The organism is Clostridium sp. KNHs214 (assembly GCF_000744935.1).
Taxonomy (GTDB): domain Bacteria; phylum Bacillota; class Clostridia; order Clostridiales; family Clostridiaceae; genus Haloimpatiens.
This window is the reverse complement of the sequence record NZ_JQMW01000013.1, coordinates 218399-238269: the sequence shown is the minus strand read 5'-3', so window position 1 is coordinate 238269 and position 19871 is coordinate 218399. Positions and strand designations below refer to the sequence as shown.

Here is a 19871-nt window from a genome sequence, read left to right as displayed (position 1 = left end):
CGAGGGGGATTAAAAATGGGAGATGGTAAAAAAATATATCCTTTTTCAGCTATTGTAGGACAAGAGGAAATGAAAAAAGGATTAATTCTTAATGCAATAAATCCTAAACTTTCAGGTATATTAATTCGCGGTGAAAAAGGTACTGCAAAATCCACAGCTGTAAGAGCATTAGCGGCACTTTTGCCAGAGATAGATGTAGTAGCAGATTGTCCATATAATTGTGATCCAAATAATGAAGTTACCATGTGTAGTAATTGTAGGGAAAGATTAGCTAAAGGAGAAAAATTGCCAAGGGCAAAACGTAGGATGAAGGTAGTAGATTTGCCTGTTTCAGCTACAGAGGATAGAGTAGTGGGAACACTTGATATAGAAAATGCTATAAAAAAGGGAGAGAAGCGTTTTGAACCAGGACTACTTGCTAAAGCAAATAGAGCAATTCTCTATGTGGATGAAGTTAATTTACTAGATGATCATATAGTAGATGTACTTTTAGATTCAGCTGCTATGGGAGTAAATACTGTAGAACGTGAAGGGGTTTCTTTTACTCACCCAGCAAATTTTATTTTAGTTGGAACCATGAATCCAGAAGAGGGAGAATTAAGACCACAGCTTTTAGATAGATTTGGTTTTTGTGTAAATATTACAGGAATAAATGATGTTAAAAAAAGAGTGGAGGTTATAAAGAGAAGAGCGGAATTTGATGATGAATCAGAGTTTTTTTATAAAAAATGGGAAAAAGAACAAAATAAAATTACTCAAAAGATAATAGAGGCAAAGGAGATACTACCTAAGGTAGAATTGTCTGATGAAATGCTTTATTTAATTGCAAATATATCTATAAAATTAGGGGTAGATGGCCATAGAGCAGATTTAATAATGATGAAGTCAGCGAAAACTATGGCTGCATTTAATAAAAGATATGTAGTTTGTGAGGAAGATGTAATAGATTCTATTAAACTTACAATGCTACATCGTATGAGAAGGAAGCCATTTCAAGATTTGGGAGTAGAAGAGGATAAGTTACAGGATATATTTAAGAAATTTAACACAACAGTATAATAGATGTAAAAACTTTATGCTCTAAATTAAAAACATATTTGTAATTCCTTTATATTTCTAATGTAGACCTTAAAATTATATATTCAATTAAGTTATATAATAATTTTTTTATTTGTTGTTTTATAGTTAGTATTTGTTATTAAAATACCCACTAGTGTAATAAACAGTAGTATTTCGGAGGAAAAATTATGAAAAAAATTACGGCGATAATGTGGCATACTTATGCCAATATAATGAGGCAAGCAAAAGAAAATGTTAAAGATGATTTAGAAGTAAAAGTATATTCAGCTCGCTTTTTAGATGAGGGAAAAGAAGAATTGGATGATGCACTTAAAGATATAGAAAGTTCAGATTTGGTTTTTTTGTATAGATCCAATGCTGATGCAGTTTGGACTGATATAGAAGCAGCCTTAAAAAACAAAAATAAGATTGTAATTTGTCTTGCGCAGGATCCAATATTATGGGGATTGTCAACTATAAATTTGGAAATGGTAGCAAAATGCAGACCTTATATATTATATGGTGGAGTAGATAATTTTACTGAGATACTTAAGTATATAGGTTCTGAGGTTTTAAATTTAGATTTAAAATACAAAGAACCACTAGATTTGCCTTGGGAAGGAATATATCATCCAAGGGCACCTAAACATTTTTCTAGTATAGAAGATTATTGTAGGTGGTATAAGTTAAAAGATGCCCCAACAGTAGGAATTCTCATGTCTAGGGGAAATTGGGTTAATAAAAATATAGAGCCTGAGAATAAAATTATTAATCTTCTAGAGAATAAAGGTTATAATGTTATCCCTGTTTTTGCATATTCTTTGAAAGATGAGGAATTGGGAACAAGAAGTGCAGCAGAAGTAGTGGAGGATTATTTTTTTGATTATAAGGGTTCACCACGTATTGATGGGCTTGTGAAATTAACTTGTTTTTTTCTAAATTCTAGGGCTAGAAGTAATGACTTTATAGATAAGAATATAGCAGCTAATGGAGTTAATTTGTTAGAGAGATTAAATGTTCCTGTTTTTCAGCCTATAACTTCTTTTTACAGCACTGTGGAGGAATGGGAAGAAGATCCTCAGGGACTTAATAAAGATATTTCATGGACTGTGGCAATGCCGGAATTTGAAGGGGTTATTGAACCAGTAATGATTTCCGGTGCAAAACGAGAAGAATATTTAGAAACAAGAATGGCTATAGATGAAAGATGCTCGCGCCTAGTAGATAAAATACACAAGTGGATTAAATTGGCCAAAAGGCCTTTAAAGGATAGGAAAGTTGCATTTATACTTCATAATAATCCTTGTGCATCGGTGGAGGCTACAGTTGGCGGAGGGGCAAATTTAGACACGCTGGAAAGTGTAGCTAGAATAATGAAAAGCATGAAAGAAGTGGGATACAGTGTAAATCCCCCTGAAAGTGGCAAGGAATTAATAAGTAATATTATGGATAGAAAGGCTATTTCAGAATTTAGATGGACTACTGCTGATGAAATAGTTAAAAAAGGAGGAGTTTTAAAAGCGCTTTCTGTAGATGATTATAAAAAGTGGTTTTATACTTGGTCACCTAAGGTACAAGAAGAGATTATAAAAGCTTGGGGAAATCCTCCAGGAGAAGAAATGGATGGTGTACCAGCTTCTATGGTTTATGAGGGGGAAATTTTAATAACAGGAGTGTCTTATGAAAATGCAGTAGTTTGCGTACAACCTAAGAGGGGATGTGCTGGTACAAGATGTGATGGAAAGGTTTGCAAGATATTACATGATCCAGATATACCACCGACTCATCAATATTTAGCAACTTATAATTATTTAGAAAAAGAATTTGCTGCAGATGTTTTGGTGCATGTGGGTACTCATGGAAATCTAGAATTTTTACCAGGTAAGGGGGTTGGGTTATCTAAAAATTGTTATCCTGATATAGCCATAGCAGATATACCTCATTTATATATATACAATGCAGATAATCCTCCAGAGGGAACTATTGCAAAGCGTAGAAGCTATGCCGTTTTAGTGGATCATATGCAGACTTTATTTGTAGAAGGAGGTCTATATGATGAGCTTGCTGAACTGGAAAGGTATTTGGAGGATTATGAAAAGGCTAAAGTAGCGGATCCTAATCGGGCACATACTTTAAAACATATGATCAAGGAAGAAATTGAAAAAACAAATTTAGATAAGCAAATAGCCTTAGATGGAAGTTTGTCTTTTGAAGAAATTGTTGAAAAGGCCCATGGAATTCTTTCGCTTGTTAAAAACACTGGAATTCAGGATGGACAACATATTTTTGGAGAAATACCAGAGGGAGAAAAGAAAATACAATTTATAAATTCTATATTAAAATTTGATAGTACCGAAAAAATTTCTCTTCGAGGCCAAGTGGCTAAGAGTATGGGATTAGAAATTAAAGATTTAATAGCTAATGGTGAAAAATTCTCGAGTAAGTTTGGGAAATCTTATGGTGCTATTTTAGAGTACATTAGTAATGTATGCGTTATTTTAATAAGAGAACTTTTAGAGAAGGAAGAAATTACAGAGGTATTTTTTAAAGAATTATTAGGAGAAAAACTTGCCAATATAAAAACATTAAAAGAAATAAATGATTTGTTTCCTAGAATACAAGATTTAAATAAAAGAATAGAAGAATCAAAAGAAATAGAAGCTTTGCTAAGAGGATTTAATGGAGAATATATTTCAGCAGGTCCATCAGGTTTAGTTACCAGAGGCAGGGATGATGTGCTTCCTACAGGAAGAAACTTTTATTCTATAGATCCATATAGAGTGCCTACTAAGGCATCATGGAGAGTTGGACAAATGCTTGCTAATGAGGTTCTAAAAAAGCATATGGAGGAAGAAAGTAGGTATCCTGAAAACGTAGCTATTCAATGGATGTGTAATGATGTTATGTGGTCAGATGGAGAGGGACTAGCTCAAATGTTATATTTAATAGGAGCAATACCTAAATGGGCTGGCAATGGTCGAGTATGTGGCTTTGAAGTTATTTCATTAGAAGAATTAGGACGTCCAAGAATAGATTTAACTGTACGTGTATCTGGAATTTTAAGGGATAATTTCCCGAATTCTATGGATTTATTAGATGAAGCAGTTCAAAAAATAGCTTCTTTAGATGAGCCGATTGAGATGAATTTTGTAAGAAAACATACTTTGGAAAAATTAGATGGAGATAAAAGTGAGGAAGCTTTTAGAGATGCAACTTTTCGTATATTTGCATCTAAGCCTGGTACTTATGGGTCAGGTGTTAATTTGGCGGTTTACGCTTCAGCGTGGAAAGATGAAAAGGATTTGGCAGATATATTTGTATATTGGAATGGATATGCTTATGGAAAAGGTGTAGCTGGAAAGGAAGCCTTTAAAGAACTTCAATGGAATTTAAAAACTGTAGATATAACATATAATAAGGTAGTTTCTGATGAGCACGATTTATTTGGATGTTGCTGCTACTTTGGAACTCAGGGGGGAATGACTGCTGCAGCAAAGGCTGCATCTGGAAGAGATGTAAAGACTTATTATGGAGACACTAGAGAGCCAGAGGTTGTGAGAGTTCGTACTTTAGCAGATGAAGTGAGAAGAGTTGTAAGGACTAAGCTTTTAAATCCTAAGTGGATAGAAGGACAAAAGAGACATGGATATAAAGGTGCCAGTGAAATATCTAAGCGTATAGGAAGAGTTTATGGCTGGGAAGCTACCACAGGACAGGTAGATGATTGGATATTTGATGATATAACAAAGAGCTTTGTATGTAATGAAGAAAATAGACAATTCTTCGAGGAAAACAATCCTTGGGCTTTGGAGGAAATAGCTAGAAGACTATTGGAAGCAGAACAAAGGGGACTTTGGAATACAGAGCCTGATCTTTTACAAGAGCTAAAGGAAAATTATATAGAAATAGAAGGGTGTATAGAAGAAAAAATGGGCGATGTGGAAGGAGAATTTCAAGGAGGAAGCATAGATATTTTTACAGCTGCAGAAGTACAGGATTGGAAAGTTAAAATGAAGGAAATTAAGGATAAGCTTAAGGATTAGGAATATAGGTTGTATGTGAACATTCCTAAAACAGCGAATTGCATACAAAAGCGTTAAGGTGACATTAATATTAAACCCTAAATTCTAGCTTTAATCTAAAAGTAAGTTTTAGATATTTTAAAATATTTTGCTTACATCCATAGAGGTAAACAACAGTGGTTTTCACAAATTTTCTATAAATATAGAGTTATGTAGTACAGTACATTAAATATTATGAAAGGAATTTTATTATGAAGATATCAGTGATAGATACGGAAGAGTTTTGTAATGCAAAAGATGAATTTTACGCCAAATTTACAAAGAGAAAAATGACAATAGTTACAGGGCTTTTCATATTACTTATTTTTATAGCTATAGTATCTATTTGTGTTGGAACTGTTTCACTAAGTTTTAAAGAAACGGTAAATATTATAATTTCTAATATCTTTAATCTTAAGGGAGTAGATGCCAATGCTCTTAACAATACAGTGGTTATGAAAATAAGATTTCCAAGGGTTTTGGCAGCTATAATTATTGGATCAAGTTTAGCAGCTACAGGAGCTGTAATGCAGGGAATTTTAAGAAATCCTTTGGTGAGTCCTTACACTCTGGGGCTTTCTTCAGGCTCTGCTTTTGGAGCAGCTTTAGCTATAGTATTAGGTACTAGTATTTTTGGAAGTAGTTTTATTGGATTTCAAAGGTGTTTTGTGGTAATAAGTGCTTTTGTGTTTGGGCTTATAACTATGCTTTTGGTGTATTTTATTGCCAGAGTTAAGGGGTTGGAACCAGGAACTTTGATACTGTCAGGAGTGGCCATTGGATATGTGTTTTCAGCATTGGTTTCTATACTTAAATATGTATCTAATAATGAACAATTAGGTGACATTGTATTTTGGACTATGGGAGGACTTTGGCAGTCTAAATGGAGTACGCTTTCAATAATTTTCCCTATAACGTTAGTTTGTAATTTATTAATGATTAAATATGCTTGGGATTTAAATGCCCTTGGTTCAGGAGATGAAGTGGCAGTAAGCTTAGGCATAAATGTTAATAAAGTAAGGATAATTTGTCTTGTATTATGTGCTTTATCAGCTTCTAGTTGTGTTGCCTTTGCAGGAACCATTGGATTCATTGGGCTTGTGGCTCCACATATATCTAGAATAATAATTGGCAGCGATTATAGATTTTTAATTCCATGTTCTTCTTTAATGGGAGCTTTAATTTTACTCTTTTCGGACACTTTGGCTAGAACTGTTATAAGTCCTACTGAAATACCTGTAGGTATTATTACTTCACTTTTAGGTGCTCCATTCTTTATATATTTACTTATAAAAAAAAGGAGGTAAATAATGTGAAACTATCAGTTGATAATATGGTATTTAGTTATGGAAGTAATAAGGTATTAAAAGGTATAAGTTTTCGTATGGATGAAGGGGAAATTGTAAGTGTAATAGGCCCTAATGGCTCGGGAAAAAGTACTCTTATAAAATGTATAGAAGGTATATTAAAACCTGAAGTTGGAAGTGTGTATGTAGGGGATAAAGAAGCAAAGCAAATGGGTTCTAGAGAGCTTGCTAAGATAATAGGTTATGTGCCTCAAGATTGTTCAAGTGTTTTTTCTCAAAGAGTTTTTGAAACAGTTCTTATGGGTAGAAGACCTCATTTGACTTGGGGTGTTAGAAAAAAAGATGTGAATATTGTAGAAAAAATACTTGATTATATGGAAATAAGTCATTTAGCATCACGATATTTAGATGAATTAAGTGGTGGACAAAGACAAAGAGTTATCATTGCTAGAGCTTTGGCACAGGAGCCAAAAATACTTTTATTGGACGAGCCTACGAGTAATTTAGATATAAGACATCAATTGGAGGTTCTGGAAATAGTAAAAAAAATAAGCAGAGAAAGCAAAAGTTCTGTATTAATGGTTATTCATGATTTGAATTTAGCAGCTAGATTTTCAGATAAATTAATAATGTTAAAGGATGGTAATGTTTTATATATAGGAAATCCCAAAAAGATTCTTACAGTTGAAAATATAAATGAAGTTTATGAAGTGGAATCAACGTTGGCAGACACTGATTATGGTCAATTTATACTTCCTGTGAGACCCTCTAGGGGAGATATGGTAAATTTTTGAAAAAAAGTTAAATAATTCAATAAATTATATATGACATGCAGTTATATGTAGTATATGTATGAAATAAAATTAACTTGTGTATATATACACTAAGTATTTAGGGGGAAAGAACTATGAAAAAATTAACATCTTTTATTCTAGCTATAGCAATGGTAATGTCACTCTTTGTAGCTGGATGTGGAGAAAAAAAGCAACAGATAACAAGGATGCATCACAAAATGCATTAACAGAAAAGAAAGAAATAGAAATAACAGATTCGTTAGGAAATAAAGTTAAGCTGCCTTCAGCTCCTAAAAAAATGGTGGTAGTTAATAATGCGGTTTCAGAAATAATTTGTGCTTTAGGAGCGGAAGATAGAATTGCTGGTGTGTCAAATGAAACTAAATTTCCAGAAAGCCTAAAAAAGAAAGAAAAAGTGGGAAAATGGAATACTCCCAATATAGAAAAAATATTAGAGATTAAACCTGATTTAGTTATAGGATATGGAAGCTTTATGAAAAATGGTACAGTAGATAAGCTTAAAGAGGCTGGAATACCATTCGCAACTATTGAATGTAGTAAACTAGGAAAATTAAATGAAAGTGTAGAGCTTATTGGAAAATTAATAGGAGAGGAGAAGAAAGCAGAGGAGTATCTAGGATTTGTTAATAAACATCTTAAATATGTAAAAGATAGAGTAGAAAAAATAGATAAAGATAAAAGAGTTAAGGTATATTGGGAAGGATATTCTGATTTCAGCAGTGTTTCAAAAGGAGCAGGTGGAGATGAAGTGGTATCTGCAGCTGGTGGATTAAATATTGCTGGTGAGGAGCCAGTAGCATTTCCAAAAGTAAGTAATGAATTTATTATTAAAAAAAATCCAAATGTAGTTGTAAAAACAGCTAAAACAGTAATTCCATTTGGATACGGTGTTACAAATATTGATAAAATAAGGGAATTTAGGCAAAATTTGATGAAAAGAACAGGATGGAAGGATATTAAAGCTATTAAAAATGATAAGGTTTATGTAATGTCTAGCGAAATAAGTACATCAGTACGTGGAGTAGTAGGAATTTGCTATTTAGCAAAATGGTGTTATCCAGATGAATTTAAGGACTTAAATCCAGAAGCTATACATAAAGAGATGTTTGAAAAATTTTACAACATGGAATATAAGGGTACTTGGGTTTGCCCATAGAGAAAATGAGCCTGTGAAAAAAAGTCTGTAAATCACAAATTATAGTAGCTTTCTATGATAAAATAAAAATATCATAGAAGGCTGTTTTATTATGAGAAAAAAGGAGAATCCTAGTATGCCAAGATAAAGAATGTGGATAAAGAAAAAATATTTTTGTGGCTTTTTACTTATAATAATAACTATTGTTCTTTTGTAAGTTATGGTAATATATATATATAATCATTAACCCACAAAAAGCATTATATTACTTGAATTATGAAATTTCTCTGGAATGACTTGCATAAGAAGCGAAGGAACTGTTTAAATTTAATTTTAGAAATTCTTCTTTTAGACAGATAAAATTATCGTAAGCCTGGCAAGGACGCCAGGCTAGCGAACCTGAGGCAGGACGCTGAATGTGAGCGTTAGATAATTTTATCTGGCTAAAAGATTAGAATTTCTTAAATTAAATTTATTGTTCCTAGCTTTTATGCAAGTCATGGAGGAGAAATTTCATAATTCCACTACATTGTACCTTATTGTGGGTTAATCATATAATTAGTAATTTGAATTAATGACGTTATCCCCAAAAACTATGTAATCTAATACACACATTTTGTGGAAGGTAGAATAAAATGATATTAATAATCATGGGAATAATTATTGTTAAATAAGGAGGGCAAGATGAAAAATTCAAAGATATTTTTAGGTATAATATTTATTTTAATTGGTGTTTTATTGCTAACTGATAAGTTTTTCCCCATAAATTTATTTAATATAAATTATTTGTGGCCATTGTTTATTCTTATACCAGGGGTTTCAATGGAGATGGGGTATTTCTCTAGTAAAAGAAATCCTGGCATTTTAGTGCCAGGTGGTATACTTACAACTATAGGATTACTATTTTATTTTGAAATATTTACAGATTGGCGTTTTGCTGAATATACATGGCCTATATATATACTTGCAGTAGCTATAGGTTTATTTCAATTGTACTTAGCAACAGGTAGGAGAACGGGTTTATTAATACCAATATTAATATTGACTACCACTGCAGTTATATCTTTTTTATCTATGTTATTTAATAATATTTTTACTTGGGTAAATGGAGATTTAGTCCTACCAATAATATTTATTATATTAGGTATTTATATAGTAGTTAAGAAAAAATAATATGTATATATTGATTAACTCACAATAAGGTACAATGTGGTGGAATTATGAATTTTGTCCTCTATGACTTGCATAAGAGCTGGGAATAATAAATTTAAACAGCTCCTTTGCTTCTTATGCAAGTCATTCAAGAGAAATTTCATAATTGAACTTTCACAGTTATAAAATAAAAATTCAAAATTTATACACAGTAAAGCAATAGGGATATAGGATATATAGTTTATATTTATCAATAGTGAATTTAAAACTTTTTTAATTTACTATTGATAATAATATGACTATTTATTCTATATCTTTTTTATATGGAATACTTTTTTAGTAGCTGAATAAATATTAATTATAGATATTAATAAATGTTTGTATACTGATTTATATGAAAGTAGGTACCATAGGAAATATATTATGAAATAATTAAATATGTTTATCAATAATTATTAACTGTTTGTAAATTAATAATTAAATGCCTTGACATTAGGATAGCGAGGAATATAATGGAATTAAATTATACTGTTAAGTATAAATTATCATTCATTTTGCAATTATGTTTTTTATAATTTATTTGGGAGGAATTATTATGAATATCAAGAATACCATTGAAAAAAGTGCTAAGGCTAAGGTCATAGACACTGTAGCAGGATACTTAGAAAAAAACCCAGAAAAGAATATCGAAAAAATATTTTCTGCTATAAAGAAACTAACTAAAGACGAGCACCAAATAGAACAAATTGAATTTGTAGAGGATTATTACAAAAACAACCCAGCCACAAATAAATACATTAACAACATATTAACTAAGACAGATTCAAAGTGTTTAAAAAAATTCTTTGTTAACTTTTTTGCTAATGCTAACTGGTATGCAGGATCAAAGAGAGCTAAATTTATGGAAGAAGAAAATACAAAAATACCATTTGTTATGCTTATGAGTCCTTCTATGAGATGTCCACTACACTGCGTAGGATGTTATGCATCAAGTTATAGCAAGGAAGATGATATACCACCAGAAGAAGTAGAAAGGTTAATAAAAGAAGCAAGAGATTTAGGAATATATTGGATAATAGTTTTAGGCGGAGAGCCATTTGTAAACAGTTATTTATTGGACTTATATGAAAAATATGATGATATGATGTTTACGCCTTTTACTAGTGGTGTGTTTATAAATGAAGAAGTTGCAGATAGACTTAAAAAATCAGGTAATGTATTCCCAATGCTTTCAGCAGAAGGTTTTGAACAAGATACAGATGCAAGAAGAGGTGAGGGAGCATTTAAAAAAGTTATGCATGCTATGGATTTACTTAATGAAAGAGGAATTTTATTTGGTGTGTCCACAGCAGTAACTAGAACAAATATAAATGATGTATTATCAGATGAATTTACAGATATGTTAATAGAAAAAGGTTCTAAAATGAGTTGGTATTTCTTGTTCATGCCAGTAGGTGCTAAACCAGAGTTTGATTTAACACTTACAGCAGAGCAAAGGGTTTTCCTAGGAAAGAGATCAAGAGAAATAAGAAAAAGTAAACCATATTTTACAATAGACTTCTTCAATGATGCTCCATTTGTTGGAGGTTGTATAGCTGGTAAGTACTATTTCCATGTTAACTCTAAAGAAGATGTAGAGCCTTGTATATTCTCTCACTTCTCTACTGTGAATTTAAAAGGAAGACCACTTTTAGATGCATTTAGGGATCCTTTCTTTAAGGAATTGAGAAGCAGACAACCATATAATGAAAATATGTTAAGGCCATGTATGATGATAGATAACACAAATGTAATAAGAGAGGTTTGTGATGTTACAGGGGCTAAGCCAACAGATGCAGGTGCAGAAGCAATGCTTCATGATGAAAAGTTCCATGAAAAATTGAATGAAATGGCAGATGCATTTGCTCCATTAGCAGAAAAAGAATGGGAAGAAGTTTTCGATAAAAAGGGTAATGATAAATTTGCAAGAGGCTAGAATAGCAAAGTCCAAAGCACAGAGCTATGTCTATAGCACTAGACTATAATGAGTTAATTATTTATATGCTAGGATGTGAGAACCAAGAAGTTAATATTGACTTCTTGGTTCTTTTTTATTAAAAATCATTTACTATTTTATTGTATGCTTCTAGTGTTAATTGAGCTGTTTTGCGCCAAGAAAAATTTTTAGCTCTGTTTAATCCCTTGACTTTAAGTTCTTCTCTAATGCATTTATTATTTAAAACGTTACATAGAGCGGCAGAAATTTCATCTAAGTTTAAAGGATCTATTAAAACAGCGCTATCACCTACTACCTCAGGTATAGATGTGGTATTAGAGGTTATAACAGGGGTACCACAACTCATAGCTTCTAAAGTTGGAAGTCCAAAACCCTCATAAAGTGATGGATATACAAAAACGTCACAGGCATTATAAAATACTGGCAGAAATCTATCCTCGATAAAACCTGTAAATATTACTTTTTCTTCAATATTCAAATCCTTACACAGCTTAACTAATGGCTTTCCCTCTTCTTTATAGGAGCCTAAAATAACTAAATTGTAATCTTGGTTTAAATTTTTATATGTTTTTGCAAAGGATATTAGAAGTGATTTGATATTTTTCCTTTGACTAAAACCTCCAAGATATAGAATGAAAGGCTTTTGTATATGATATCGTCTTTTTATAAGGGATTTACATCTATCTTTTCTGTAAGGTCTATATCTAAAGTTAGCAGCTAAGGGAGTTATAAATATTTTTTGGGGGTTAATAGGAAAGTACTTCAATATATCTTTTTTGGAAAATTCTGATACAGTTATTAGCCCATTACAATTATTAATTATATAAGGCATTTCTTTTAAAAATTTAATTAAATATCCCTTGCCTACGGTATGTGGCATAGTGTAGGGAATTAAATCATGTATGGTAGCTACTGTTTTGCAGCTTATATCAGGAGTAAATCCTATGCCATTTTGAGGAATGTGGTATAAATCTACATGGTTTTTCTGAAGATTGCAAGGAAAATAATTATGTTCAAAAAATCTTTTGTGTTTTTCGGACGTCATTAGGATTTTTGTATTGTGTTTTTGAAGAGAATTGTAATTATCTCCAGACCAGTATATATTATAAAAATTACTATTATCTATTTGTACCAGTTCTTTTAATAAATTTTCTGTATAGGTGCCTATGCCTGTTCCACTGTACCAGGTAGCACCTCTTCCATCAATTGAAATTTTCATTTAATCCTCTCCTTTTCATAGAACAAAATGTTCTTAATTTAATAATATTTTAATTTGAGCAATTATATGATATAGAGAAGAGAATTTTAACATATTTAAACCCACTCACATATAATACTTATAGAATACTGCCTTGGAGGAAAAATTGTTAGAGAATGAGATTGTAAGTATCATAGAAGAATATTACGGAATCTTTCCTGAGTCTATAGAAAAGATTAAAAACGTTTATAAAATTATATGTAATGGTAACAGTTATTGTTTTAAAATTATAAAATATAGTTTTGGGCACTTTCTATTTATAATAGGTGCTATGATGCACCTGAAAGAAAATGGATTCGGAAATATTCCTGAGATTATACCTACCAGTACAGGGGAATACTATGTGAAAGTTAAAGAGGCACATGGATATTTAACCCCATGGATAGAATCAAGACAATGCTACTATGAATGTGAAGAAGATATAAAAATAGCCACTGTTAAATTAGCAGAACTTCATTTGAAAAGTAGAGGATTTAAGGTTAGTTATAATATGAAACCTAGAATTGGCTGGCTTAGATGGATTAAAATATATAGTACTCGTAGGGATGAAATACTTGATTTTAAAAGGAGAATATTCCAAAAGGAAAATAAAACAGAATTTGATGTGATGTATTTACAAATAATGAATGAAGAATTAAAAAGAGCGGAGAAGGCTATAAAAAATTTAAGAAACAGTGGATATTCCCAAGTAATGAAGGAACATATGAAGAAAAGAGAATTTTGTCATCATGATTTTGCCCATCATAATGTACTTATAACAGAGGATAAAAAGGTATATATCATTGATTTTGACTATTGTATTTTAGACACTCATTTGCATGATCTTTCTAGCATAATGATAAGGGTTATGAAAAATGGTAAATGGTCCTTGGAGAGAGCTGGGTTTATATTAGATTGTTATAATTCTATAAATAGGTTAGAAGAAAGAGACATACCTATAATGGCTGCATTTATGGAATACCCACAGGCTTATTGGCAACTTGGTATACAGTATTATTGGGAAAAGCAACCGTGGGGGGAAGAATTTTTTATAAACAAATTGCAGAATATCAGTGAAGATAGAAAAAAAAGAGAAGAATTTATAGAGAATTTTAGAAACAATAATATTATTTGTAACTGAAATTTGGAGGAGGGATAATTATGGGCAAAAAAGAAAGAGAAAAAGAAGACATAATTATTGATAAAGATAATGAAAATATTCAGGAATACGATAAGATGCTAAATACATTGAAAAATGACGTAGATAAATTAAAGTCTATAAAAAGAAGAAAAAAGAAGATTAGAAAATTGCAAAGAGAAAAAAAAGAGATAATGAAAAAGATAAATAAAAATAATTAATGAGGTGTGCCTATGCAAGGAAGATTTTATAGAGGTGTAAAAGAATATATTGAAGAGAAGGGCATAGAAATAGTAGAGAAAGCAGATTTTCATAAAAAAAGGCTTAGTGCAATTGATGAAGAAGATGTGGAAAAACAGTTGAAATTAATTAGTAGTTTTCACAGTAAGATGAAAAAGTGTGATGAATATATATTGGAGCGCATAGGTAACGAAACTGGAAAGTTAGTGGAAAGTTTTAAAATAGAGTTGAACAATGCAAAAAAAGTAATAGAAGATGTGCAAGAAATTGAATGTAGAAGTAATATTGAAAACATAATTATAAATCAAGGTTATCACATGATAAATATGGGAGAAAAATGCATACAGAATATATATTCTAATGGCTATATAGATACCATTGTTAGAAGTATGGATCAGGTAGAATTTTGTTTAGGAGATATATATTTTGATAATTTAAGCGAGAAAGATGGAAAACTGCAAATAAAAAACATAAAAAAAATAAGTTATAACACTGTGGAAATGGATGCTTTTAATTTACTTAGCAAACTTAAGAGAAAGGGCTTAATTATGGATTGGAGAAGTTTAATAGTATCTTTTTGCTATTTTGAAAATTTGAATTCTAACAGCGGTGAAATCATTCGTTGGCTTATGAATTATCCTTATGATTTTGTAAAGTACTGTAATTTATATAGAAAGCCAAAGAAAAAATGGAATGAGGAAAAATATAGAAAGAAGTTAATAGCTGCTATTGAACAGGCAGAAAATATGGTGTAAGGAGGTGGGGGTATGCTTAATAGCAAATATGACAGTCGTGAAGAGTTATGTGAATACGATTTAGATGTAAATTTATTTAAAAAGTTTGGGCTTTCCGTGTATGAAGTGGTACCTGTAAGAAAAGCTTTTATATTATGTACCAACAGGGGAAATAAAATTTTAAAAAAGGTAAATTATTCTTTAGAAGAACTAAAATTTATATACAATTCTTTAAATTATATAAATAAAAGCTTTAATAGAACTATAAATTTTGTAACAACATTAGATGGGAACATATATACTTTATGGAATAATGAAGTATATTTTATAATGGATTTAGTTAAAGGGCGTGAAAGTGAATTTAGCAATCCTGTAGATTTAAATATCACATCTAAAAGTTTAGCTGAATTTCATAAAGCTGGAGAAGGAATAAACTCTTATGTTAGTTTTAAAAGTAGAAACAATTGTGGAAATTTTATAGGTGTTTTAAAAAGGAAAAAGGAAGAGATGATTTTTTTTAAAAGCATATCTAATCTTTATGAAGAGAAAAATGAATTTGATGAAGTGTTTTTAAAAAATGTAGACTCTAATATATATCAGGCAGAAAAAAGTATAGACATACTGGAAAACTCAAAATACTATAAACTGTGTGGTGAAGAAAATAAGGTGGTCTTATGTCATCATGATTTGGCTCACCACAATGTAATAATAAGAGGGGATAAGGGATATTTTATAGATTTTGATTACTCCATAATAGATTTAAAAGTACATGATTTATGTAATTATATAACTAAAGCTGTAAAGAACTCTGGATATCATATAGAAAAGGCTAAAGATATACTAAACCAATATGTAAAGATTAATTCCATAGATAAAAATGAGATGAAAGTTTTATACGGAATGCTTGCTTTCCCTGAGGATTTTTATTCTATATCAAGAGACTATTATACTAAGAGAAAGGATTGGACATTAGAAACATTTATAAACAGAATAGAGAAGAAGACATATATAAATGAGGATAAAAACCAATTTATTATTGAATTTGAAAAATTAATCTAAAAAAAGGGGAGTACCCCTTTTTTTAGTTAGTTCCTAATTGTGGGTTAATCATTAGAATTGGTTTTTAATTATTTTATATATGTCTAATGTTTTTTTTGCGGTAGATTCCCAGTTTAAACTTTTACTTTTTGCGTATCCTCTAAGGATTAATTCTTTTCTTAAAATTTCGTTTTCTAAAACTTCTTCCATAGAGCTACAGAGAACATCTATATCTTCAGGATTTATTAAATATGCGGCATCACCCAAAATTTCGGGTATAGATGTTCTGTTTGAGGCTATAACAGGAGTGCCACAAGCCATAGCTTCTATAGGGGGAAGACCGAAACCTTCGTAAAGTGATGGGTACACAAATAATTTTGCGGCATTATAAAATATAGGAAGATGTTCTATGGGAATGAAACCAGTAAATATCACCTTATTTTCTATGTGAAGATCTATAGCTTTTTGTTTGTACAAGCTATATGACTTTCCTTTTTTTCCTCCTATAATTAATTTTAAATTGTTTCTATATTTTAATTTGCTAAAGGCTTCTATAAGACCGCATATGTTTTTTCTTGGACTAAAACCTCCTATATAAAGAATAAAATCTTCTTCTACTCCATAAGAGTTTTTTATGAACTTTTTAGAATAAATTTTATTTAAAGGTCTATATACATTATCACTGGCAAGGTAGGTTACATGTATTTTTTCTTCTGGGTAATTTAAATTTTCTACTATATCCTTTTTAGAGTAATTGGAAACTGTTATTATAGAATCACAGTGATTTATAATTTCCTTAATTTTTTCAAAAAAGATAGTTAAATATTGCTCGCTAACAGTACTGGGCATCTTACAAGGTATAATATCATGTAAGGTAATTACAAAAGGACAGTTTTTCTTTTTAGGAAGTCCTATGCCATTTTGAGGTACATGATATATACATAAATTATCCTCGTATATTTCATTTGGGGTATTAACATCATCCCAAAAGTTTTCTTTTTTATCATCACATATATTCTTTATAATAAAATTTTTATTAAAGTGTATGTAGTTATTATCTTTCGGCATATATAATGTATAGTTATTATCCCTATCAAAGTCGTTTAAAGAGCTTATAAGTTCGTAAGTATAAGTTCCGATACCTGTACCTCTATACCATTTTGCAGCTCTAGAATCAATGCCTATATTCAAAACACTCTCCCCTTGTGAAAATATGCTATATTTAATTTTATTAACATGTATACCATATTTATGATAAAAATTGGAGTATAAAATAAAAATCTCTCTCATATAGATTAAATGGGGGTGATAAACAATGATGAGAGAATTTGAAATTGAAAGACAGTTTGATATTAAGATTCAAAGCATTAAACCAAATAAGGGAGTATATTATTTAAAAACAGATAAAGGGAATAGGTGTTTAAAGAAAATTAATTATGGTATACAGAAATTATATTTTGTTTATGGAGCTAAAGAACATCTTCTTAAAAACGGATTTGATAATATAGATAGGTATTGTTTAAATACAGAAGGAGAACCATATGCCTTGGTAAATGAGGATATATATACTCTTTCACAGTGGATTGAAGGAAGAGAATGTAATTTTCATGATTTAGATGATGTGTCCAAGGCTGCCGCTAATTTAGCGAAAATGCATATTTCCAGTACGGGCTATGAACCACCAGAAAATAGTAAATTAAAAACAGATTTAGGAAGATGGCCATATCTTATGGAAAAAAGAGTTAAGAGTTTTGATAAAATGAGAAGTATAGTAAGAAAGAAAAAAAGTAAAAAAGGTGAGTTTGATTTAGCTTATATAAAAAATATGGAGTTTTACAAGGAAATAGGTAGAAGAGCTATGAAGGTTATGGAGGATTCTGAGTATATTAATCTATGTGCTATAGCAGAGGAGAAAAAAACTTTTTGTCATCATGATTATACTTATCATAATATAATAATAGATACAAATGAAAACTATAATATAATAGATTTTGATTATTGTAAAAGAGAACTAAGGACATATGACATTGCAAATTTTATAACTAAGGTTTTAAAGAGAAATGAATGGAACATAGATTATGCAAAAAATATAATTGATAACTATAATTCTGTTAATCCACTAAGAGAAGAGGAATACAGAGTACTTTTTGCATTTTTATTGTTTCCTCAAAGATTTTGGAGACTTTGTAATAGATATTATTACAATGAAATAAATTGGATACAAAATACTTTCTCAACAAAAATGACTAAACTAGAGGCAGAAAAAGAAGATTATATGAAATTTATAGAAGAGTTTAAAAAGGAGTACGAGCAAAAGGAGTAGTTTGTTGAAAATATTAACTTTTATATAAGCAAAAACGCTATAAAATATGGCGTTTTTGTTTTTTAACACCAAAATGTACTCTAGTGCATATAAATATAGAGTACCCATATATTGAGGAGGTTTATATATGGACATTGGTGATATAGTAGTAAGAAAATCCTATGACAAGGATATAACTTTTAAAGTCATTGATATAAGGGAAGAAAAGGGAAAAAAAATTTATATATTAAAGGGAATTAATATTAGAATTATTGCAGATTCACCAGAGGAAGATCTAGAAAGAACGGATTCGGAAGAAGCGGGGAAAAAAGATGAAGTTTTTAATAGAAAGGTTAAAGAATCTATAAAGAATATACTGACTACTAGGTCAGATGCGGTAGAAGTTATGAGCGGACTTACACTTAAAAATAAGGAGTTAAAGAATAAAGATCTGTATTTTGGGAGACCGGGTAAGGTACTGCATATAGATGGGGATTCTCAGTATTTAGAGATATGCATGAAGACTTATAAGCGAGTAGGTATAGATGTGGTAGGAAAAGTCATTTCAGAGAAGGAGCAGCCTTTAAAAGTGGTAGATTTAGTTAAGGAGTTTAAACCAGATATAGTAGTTATAACAGGGCATGATGGAATGCTAAAAGATACTAAAGATTATATGGATTTAAATAATTATAAGAACTCTAAGTATTTTGTTGAAAGTGTTAGTGAGCTTAGAAATTATGAAAGGGGATATGATGAACTTGTTATATTTGCAGGAGCCTGCCAGTCTTGCTATGAAGCTATATTAGGGGCAGGGGCTAACTTTGCCAGCTCTCCTAATAGAGTCTTAATCCACTGTCTTGATCCGGTTTTTGTATGTGAAAAGGTGTCTTATACTAATATAGAAAAAATAGTTTCCATAGAAGAAGTAATAGAAAATACCATTACAGGTACAAAAGGTATAGGAGGACTTCAAACTAGAGGAAAGTACAGGGAGGGGTTTCCTAAATCACCATATGTATAAAAATAAAATCTATTTGTAGAATATAAAATATGTATTATGCTAATAATATAGAAGGAATATGCAAAAGATAGTAAATTTCCTATGTAAATGCTATTATAGCAAGTGTTAACTAAAGAGAAATAAAAAATTAATAAAATTTTAATATTGACAAGTCTTTTACATTGATGATAAAATAATAAGTTATTTGACAAAAGTTTAAAAGTATACTATAATTTATAATAGAGAAAGAGGGTGTTGATATGCAGGGGAGAGATGTATTAGCTTCTATCAAAAATGAGATTGATAAGCATATAGGAGAAAAAGTGACACTAAAGGCTAACGGTGGAAGAAAAAAAGTGTTCATAAAAAATGGAATCATAGAAGAAACATATCCTAGTATATTCATCGTTAGATTAGAAAATGACACCCAAAGGAGAGTATCATATAGTTATTCAGATGTTTTGACGAAAACAGTACAATTAAATTTTGTAGGGTAATATATTTTATAAAAAGTACTTAAATCAGTACTTTTTATTTTTTTGCAAAAAAGAGAAAGATGGAGGGTGCCATCTTTCAACTATGGTATAAAAGGGTATTGAGAATTTATGAGAGGTTATATGGTCAACAACCATTTAATATAATACGTCAAAAAAAGAT

16 protein-coding genes are annotated in these 19871 nt (G+C 30.5%); 14 read left to right on the top strand and 2 right to left on the bottom strand.

The window, feature by feature from the left end; translation table 11 throughout:
- The first annotated feature begins 15 nt into the window (after window positions 1–15).
- From CC89_RS16675 to CC89_RS16645, 7 genes are all read left to right on the top strand, one after another.
- Complete coding sequence (locus CC89_RS16675) at window positions 16–1059, top strand: magnesium chelatase ATPase subunit I (RefSeq protein WP_051931929.1); 1044 nt, start codon at window positions 16–18, stop codon at window positions 1057–1059.
- Window positions 1060–1247: 188 nt separating this feature from the next.
- The gene (cobN, locus tag CC89_RS16670) at window positions 1248–5102 is read left to right on the top strand and encodes a cobaltochelatase subunit CobN (RefSeq protein ID WP_035294102.1); all 3855 of its coding nucleotides are present in this window, start codon (window positions 1248–1250) and stop codon (window positions 5100–5102) included.
- Window positions 5103–5332: 230 nt separating this feature from the next.
- Complete coding sequence (locus CC89_RS16665; RefSeq protein ID WP_051931927.1) at window positions 5333–6427, top strand: FecCD family ABC transporter permease; 1095 nt, start codon at window positions 5333–5335, stop codon at window positions 6425–6427.
- 5 nt (window positions 6428–6432) lie between these two features.
- A complete protein-coding gene (locus tag CC89_RS16660) occupies window positions 6433–7221 on the top strand; it encodes an ABC transporter ATP-binding protein (RefSeq protein ID WP_035294100.1) in 789 nt (262 codons plus the stop codon).
- A 175-nt stretch (window positions 7222–7396) separates the two neighbouring features.
- Complete coding sequence (locus CC89_RS16655; RefSeq protein WP_051931925.1) at window positions 7397–8398, top strand: ABC transporter substrate-binding protein; 1002 nt, start codon at window positions 7397–7399, stop codon at window positions 8396–8398.
- A gap of 663 nt (window positions 8399–9061) precedes the next feature.
- Complete coding sequence (locus CC89_RS16650; RefSeq protein WP_035294097.1) at window positions 9062–9550, top strand: LiaI-LiaF-like domain-containing protein; 489 nt, start codon at window positions 9062–9064, stop codon at window positions 9548–9550.
- A gap of 574 nt (window positions 9551–10124) precedes the next feature.
- Complete coding sequence (locus CC89_RS16645) at window positions 10125–11504, top strand: radical SAM/SPASM domain-containing protein (RefSeq protein WP_035294095.1); 1380 nt, start codon at window positions 10125–10127, stop codon at window positions 11502–11504.
- 118 nt (window positions 11505–11622) lie between these two features.
- Here the strand turns inward: CC89_RS16645 and CC89_RS16640 are convergent, their stop codons facing one another.
- Window positions 11623–12744 carry a glycosyltransferase family 4 protein gene (locus CC89_RS16640; RefSeq protein WP_035294094.1) on the bottom strand — a complete coding sequence of 374 codons (1122 nt, stop codon included), beginning with the start codon at window positions 12742–12744 and terminating at the stop codon, window positions 11623–11625.
- Window positions 12745–12889: 145 nt separating this feature from the next.
- Between CC89_RS16640 and CC89_RS16635 the strand changes: the two genes are divergently transcribed.
- The 4 genes from CC89_RS16635 to CC89_RS16620 are packed head-to-tail and all read left to right on the top strand — an operon-like array spanning window position 12890 to window position 15933.
- Window positions 12890–13903, top strand: a complete 1014-nt coding sequence (locus tag CC89_RS16635; protein ID WP_035294092.1) for a CotS family spore coat protein — start codon at window positions 12890–12892, stop codon at window positions 13901–13903.
- A 20-nt stretch (window positions 13904–13923) separates the two neighbouring features.
- Window positions 13924–14121 carry a hypothetical protein gene (locus CC89_RS16630; RefSeq protein ID WP_035294090.1) on the top strand — a complete coding sequence of 66 codons (198 nt, stop codon included), beginning with the start codon at window positions 13924–13926 and terminating at the stop codon, window positions 14119–14121.
- Window positions 14122–14133: 12 nt separating this feature from the next.
- Entirely contained in the window at window positions 14134–14895 is a 762-nt protein-coding gene (locus CC89_RS16625) for a hypothetical protein (protein WP_035294088.1), read from the top strand.
- A gap of 12 nt (window positions 14896–14907) precedes the next feature.
- Window positions 14908–15933, top strand: coding sequence for a CotS family spore coat protein (locus CC89_RS16620; protein WP_035294085.1), 1026 nt, complete (start codon window positions 14908–14910; stop codon window positions 15931–15933).
- Window positions 15934–15984: 51 nt separating this feature from the next.
- Here the strand turns inward: CC89_RS16620 and CC89_RS16615 are convergent, their stop codons facing one another.
- On the bottom strand, window positions 15985–17103 hold the full coding sequence (locus CC89_RS16615) for a glycosyltransferase family 4 protein (RefSeq protein WP_035294082.1): 1119 nt from the start codon (window positions 17101–17103) through the stop codon (window positions 15985–15987).
- A 124-nt stretch (window positions 17104–17227) separates the two neighbouring features.
- Between CC89_RS16615 and CC89_RS16610 the strand changes: the two genes are divergently transcribed.
- The 3 genes from CC89_RS16610 (at window position 17228) to CC89_RS16600 (ending at window position 19711) form a co-directional block, all read left to right on the top strand.
- Window positions 17228–18235, top strand: a complete 1008-nt coding sequence (locus CC89_RS16610) for a CotS family spore coat protein (RefSeq protein WP_035294078.1) — start codon at window positions 17228–17230, stop codon at window positions 18233–18235.
- Window positions 18236–18362: 127 nt separating this feature from the next.
- Complete coding sequence (gene yabG / locus CC89_RS16605; protein WP_035294075.1) at window positions 18363–19235, top strand: sporulation peptidase YabG; 873 nt, start codon at window positions 18363–18365, stop codon at window positions 19233–19235.
- Between the two features lie 239 nt (window positions 19236–19474).
- The gene (locus tag CC89_RS16600; RefSeq protein WP_035294073.1) at window positions 19475–19711 is read left to right on the top strand and encodes a Veg family protein; all 237 of its coding nucleotides are present in this window, start codon (window positions 19475–19477) and stop codon (window positions 19709–19711) included.
- Window positions 19712–19871 lie beyond the last annotated feature (160 nt).

Excerpts from the sequence above, each read along its gene's own strand:
- CC89_RS16650 (WP_035294097.1), top strand. The coding sequence starts at position 9,062 with ATGAAAAATTCAAAGATATTTTTAGGTATAATATTTATTTTAATTGGT.
- CC89_RS16640 (WP_035294094.1), bottom strand. The coding sequence starts at position 12,744 with ATGAAAATTTCAATTGATGGAAGAGGTGCTACCTGGTACAGTGGAACA.
- yabG (WP_035294075.1), top strand. The coding sequence starts at position 18,363 with ATGGACATTGGTGATATAGTAGTAAGAAAATCCTATGACAAGGATATA.
- CC89_RS16675 (WP_051931929.1), top strand. The coding sequence starts at position 16 with ATGGGAGATGGTAAAAAAATATATCCTTTTTCAGCTATTGTAGGACAA.
- CC89_RS16665 (WP_051931927.1), top strand. The coding sequence starts at position 5,333 with ATGAAGATATCAGTGATAGATACGGAAGAGTTTTGTAATGCAAAAGAT.
- cobN (WP_035294102.1), top strand. The coding sequence starts at position 1,248 with ATGAAAAAAATTACGGCGATAATGTGGCATACTTATGCCAATATAATG.
- CC89_RS16645 (WP_035294095.1), top strand. The coding sequence starts at position 10,125 with ATGAATATCAAGAATACCATTGAAAAAAGTGCTAAGGCTAAGGTCATA.
- CC89_RS16620 (WP_035294085.1), top strand. The coding sequence starts at position 14,908 with ATGCTTAATAGCAAATATGACAGTCGTGAAGAGTTATGTGAATACGAT.
- CC89_RS16625 (WP_035294088.1), top strand. The coding sequence starts at position 14,134 with ATGCAAGGAAGATTTTATAGAGGTGTAAAAGAATATATTGAAGAGAAG.
- CC89_RS16630 (WP_035294090.1), top strand. The coding sequence starts at position 13,924 with ATGGGCAAAAAAGAAAGAGAAAAAGAAGACATAATTATTGATAAAGAT.
- CC89_RS16600 (WP_035294073.1), top strand. The coding sequence starts at position 19,475 with ATGCAGGGGAGAGATGTATTAGCTTCTATCAAAAATGAGATTGATAAG.
- CC89_RS16655 (WP_051931925.1), top strand. The coding sequence starts at position 7,397 with ATGTGGAGAAAAAAAGCAACAGATAACAAGGATGCATCACAAAATGCA.
- CC89_RS16610 (WP_035294078.1), top strand. The coding sequence starts at position 17,228 with ATGATGAGAGAATTTGAAATTGAAAGACAGTTTGATATTAAGATTCAA.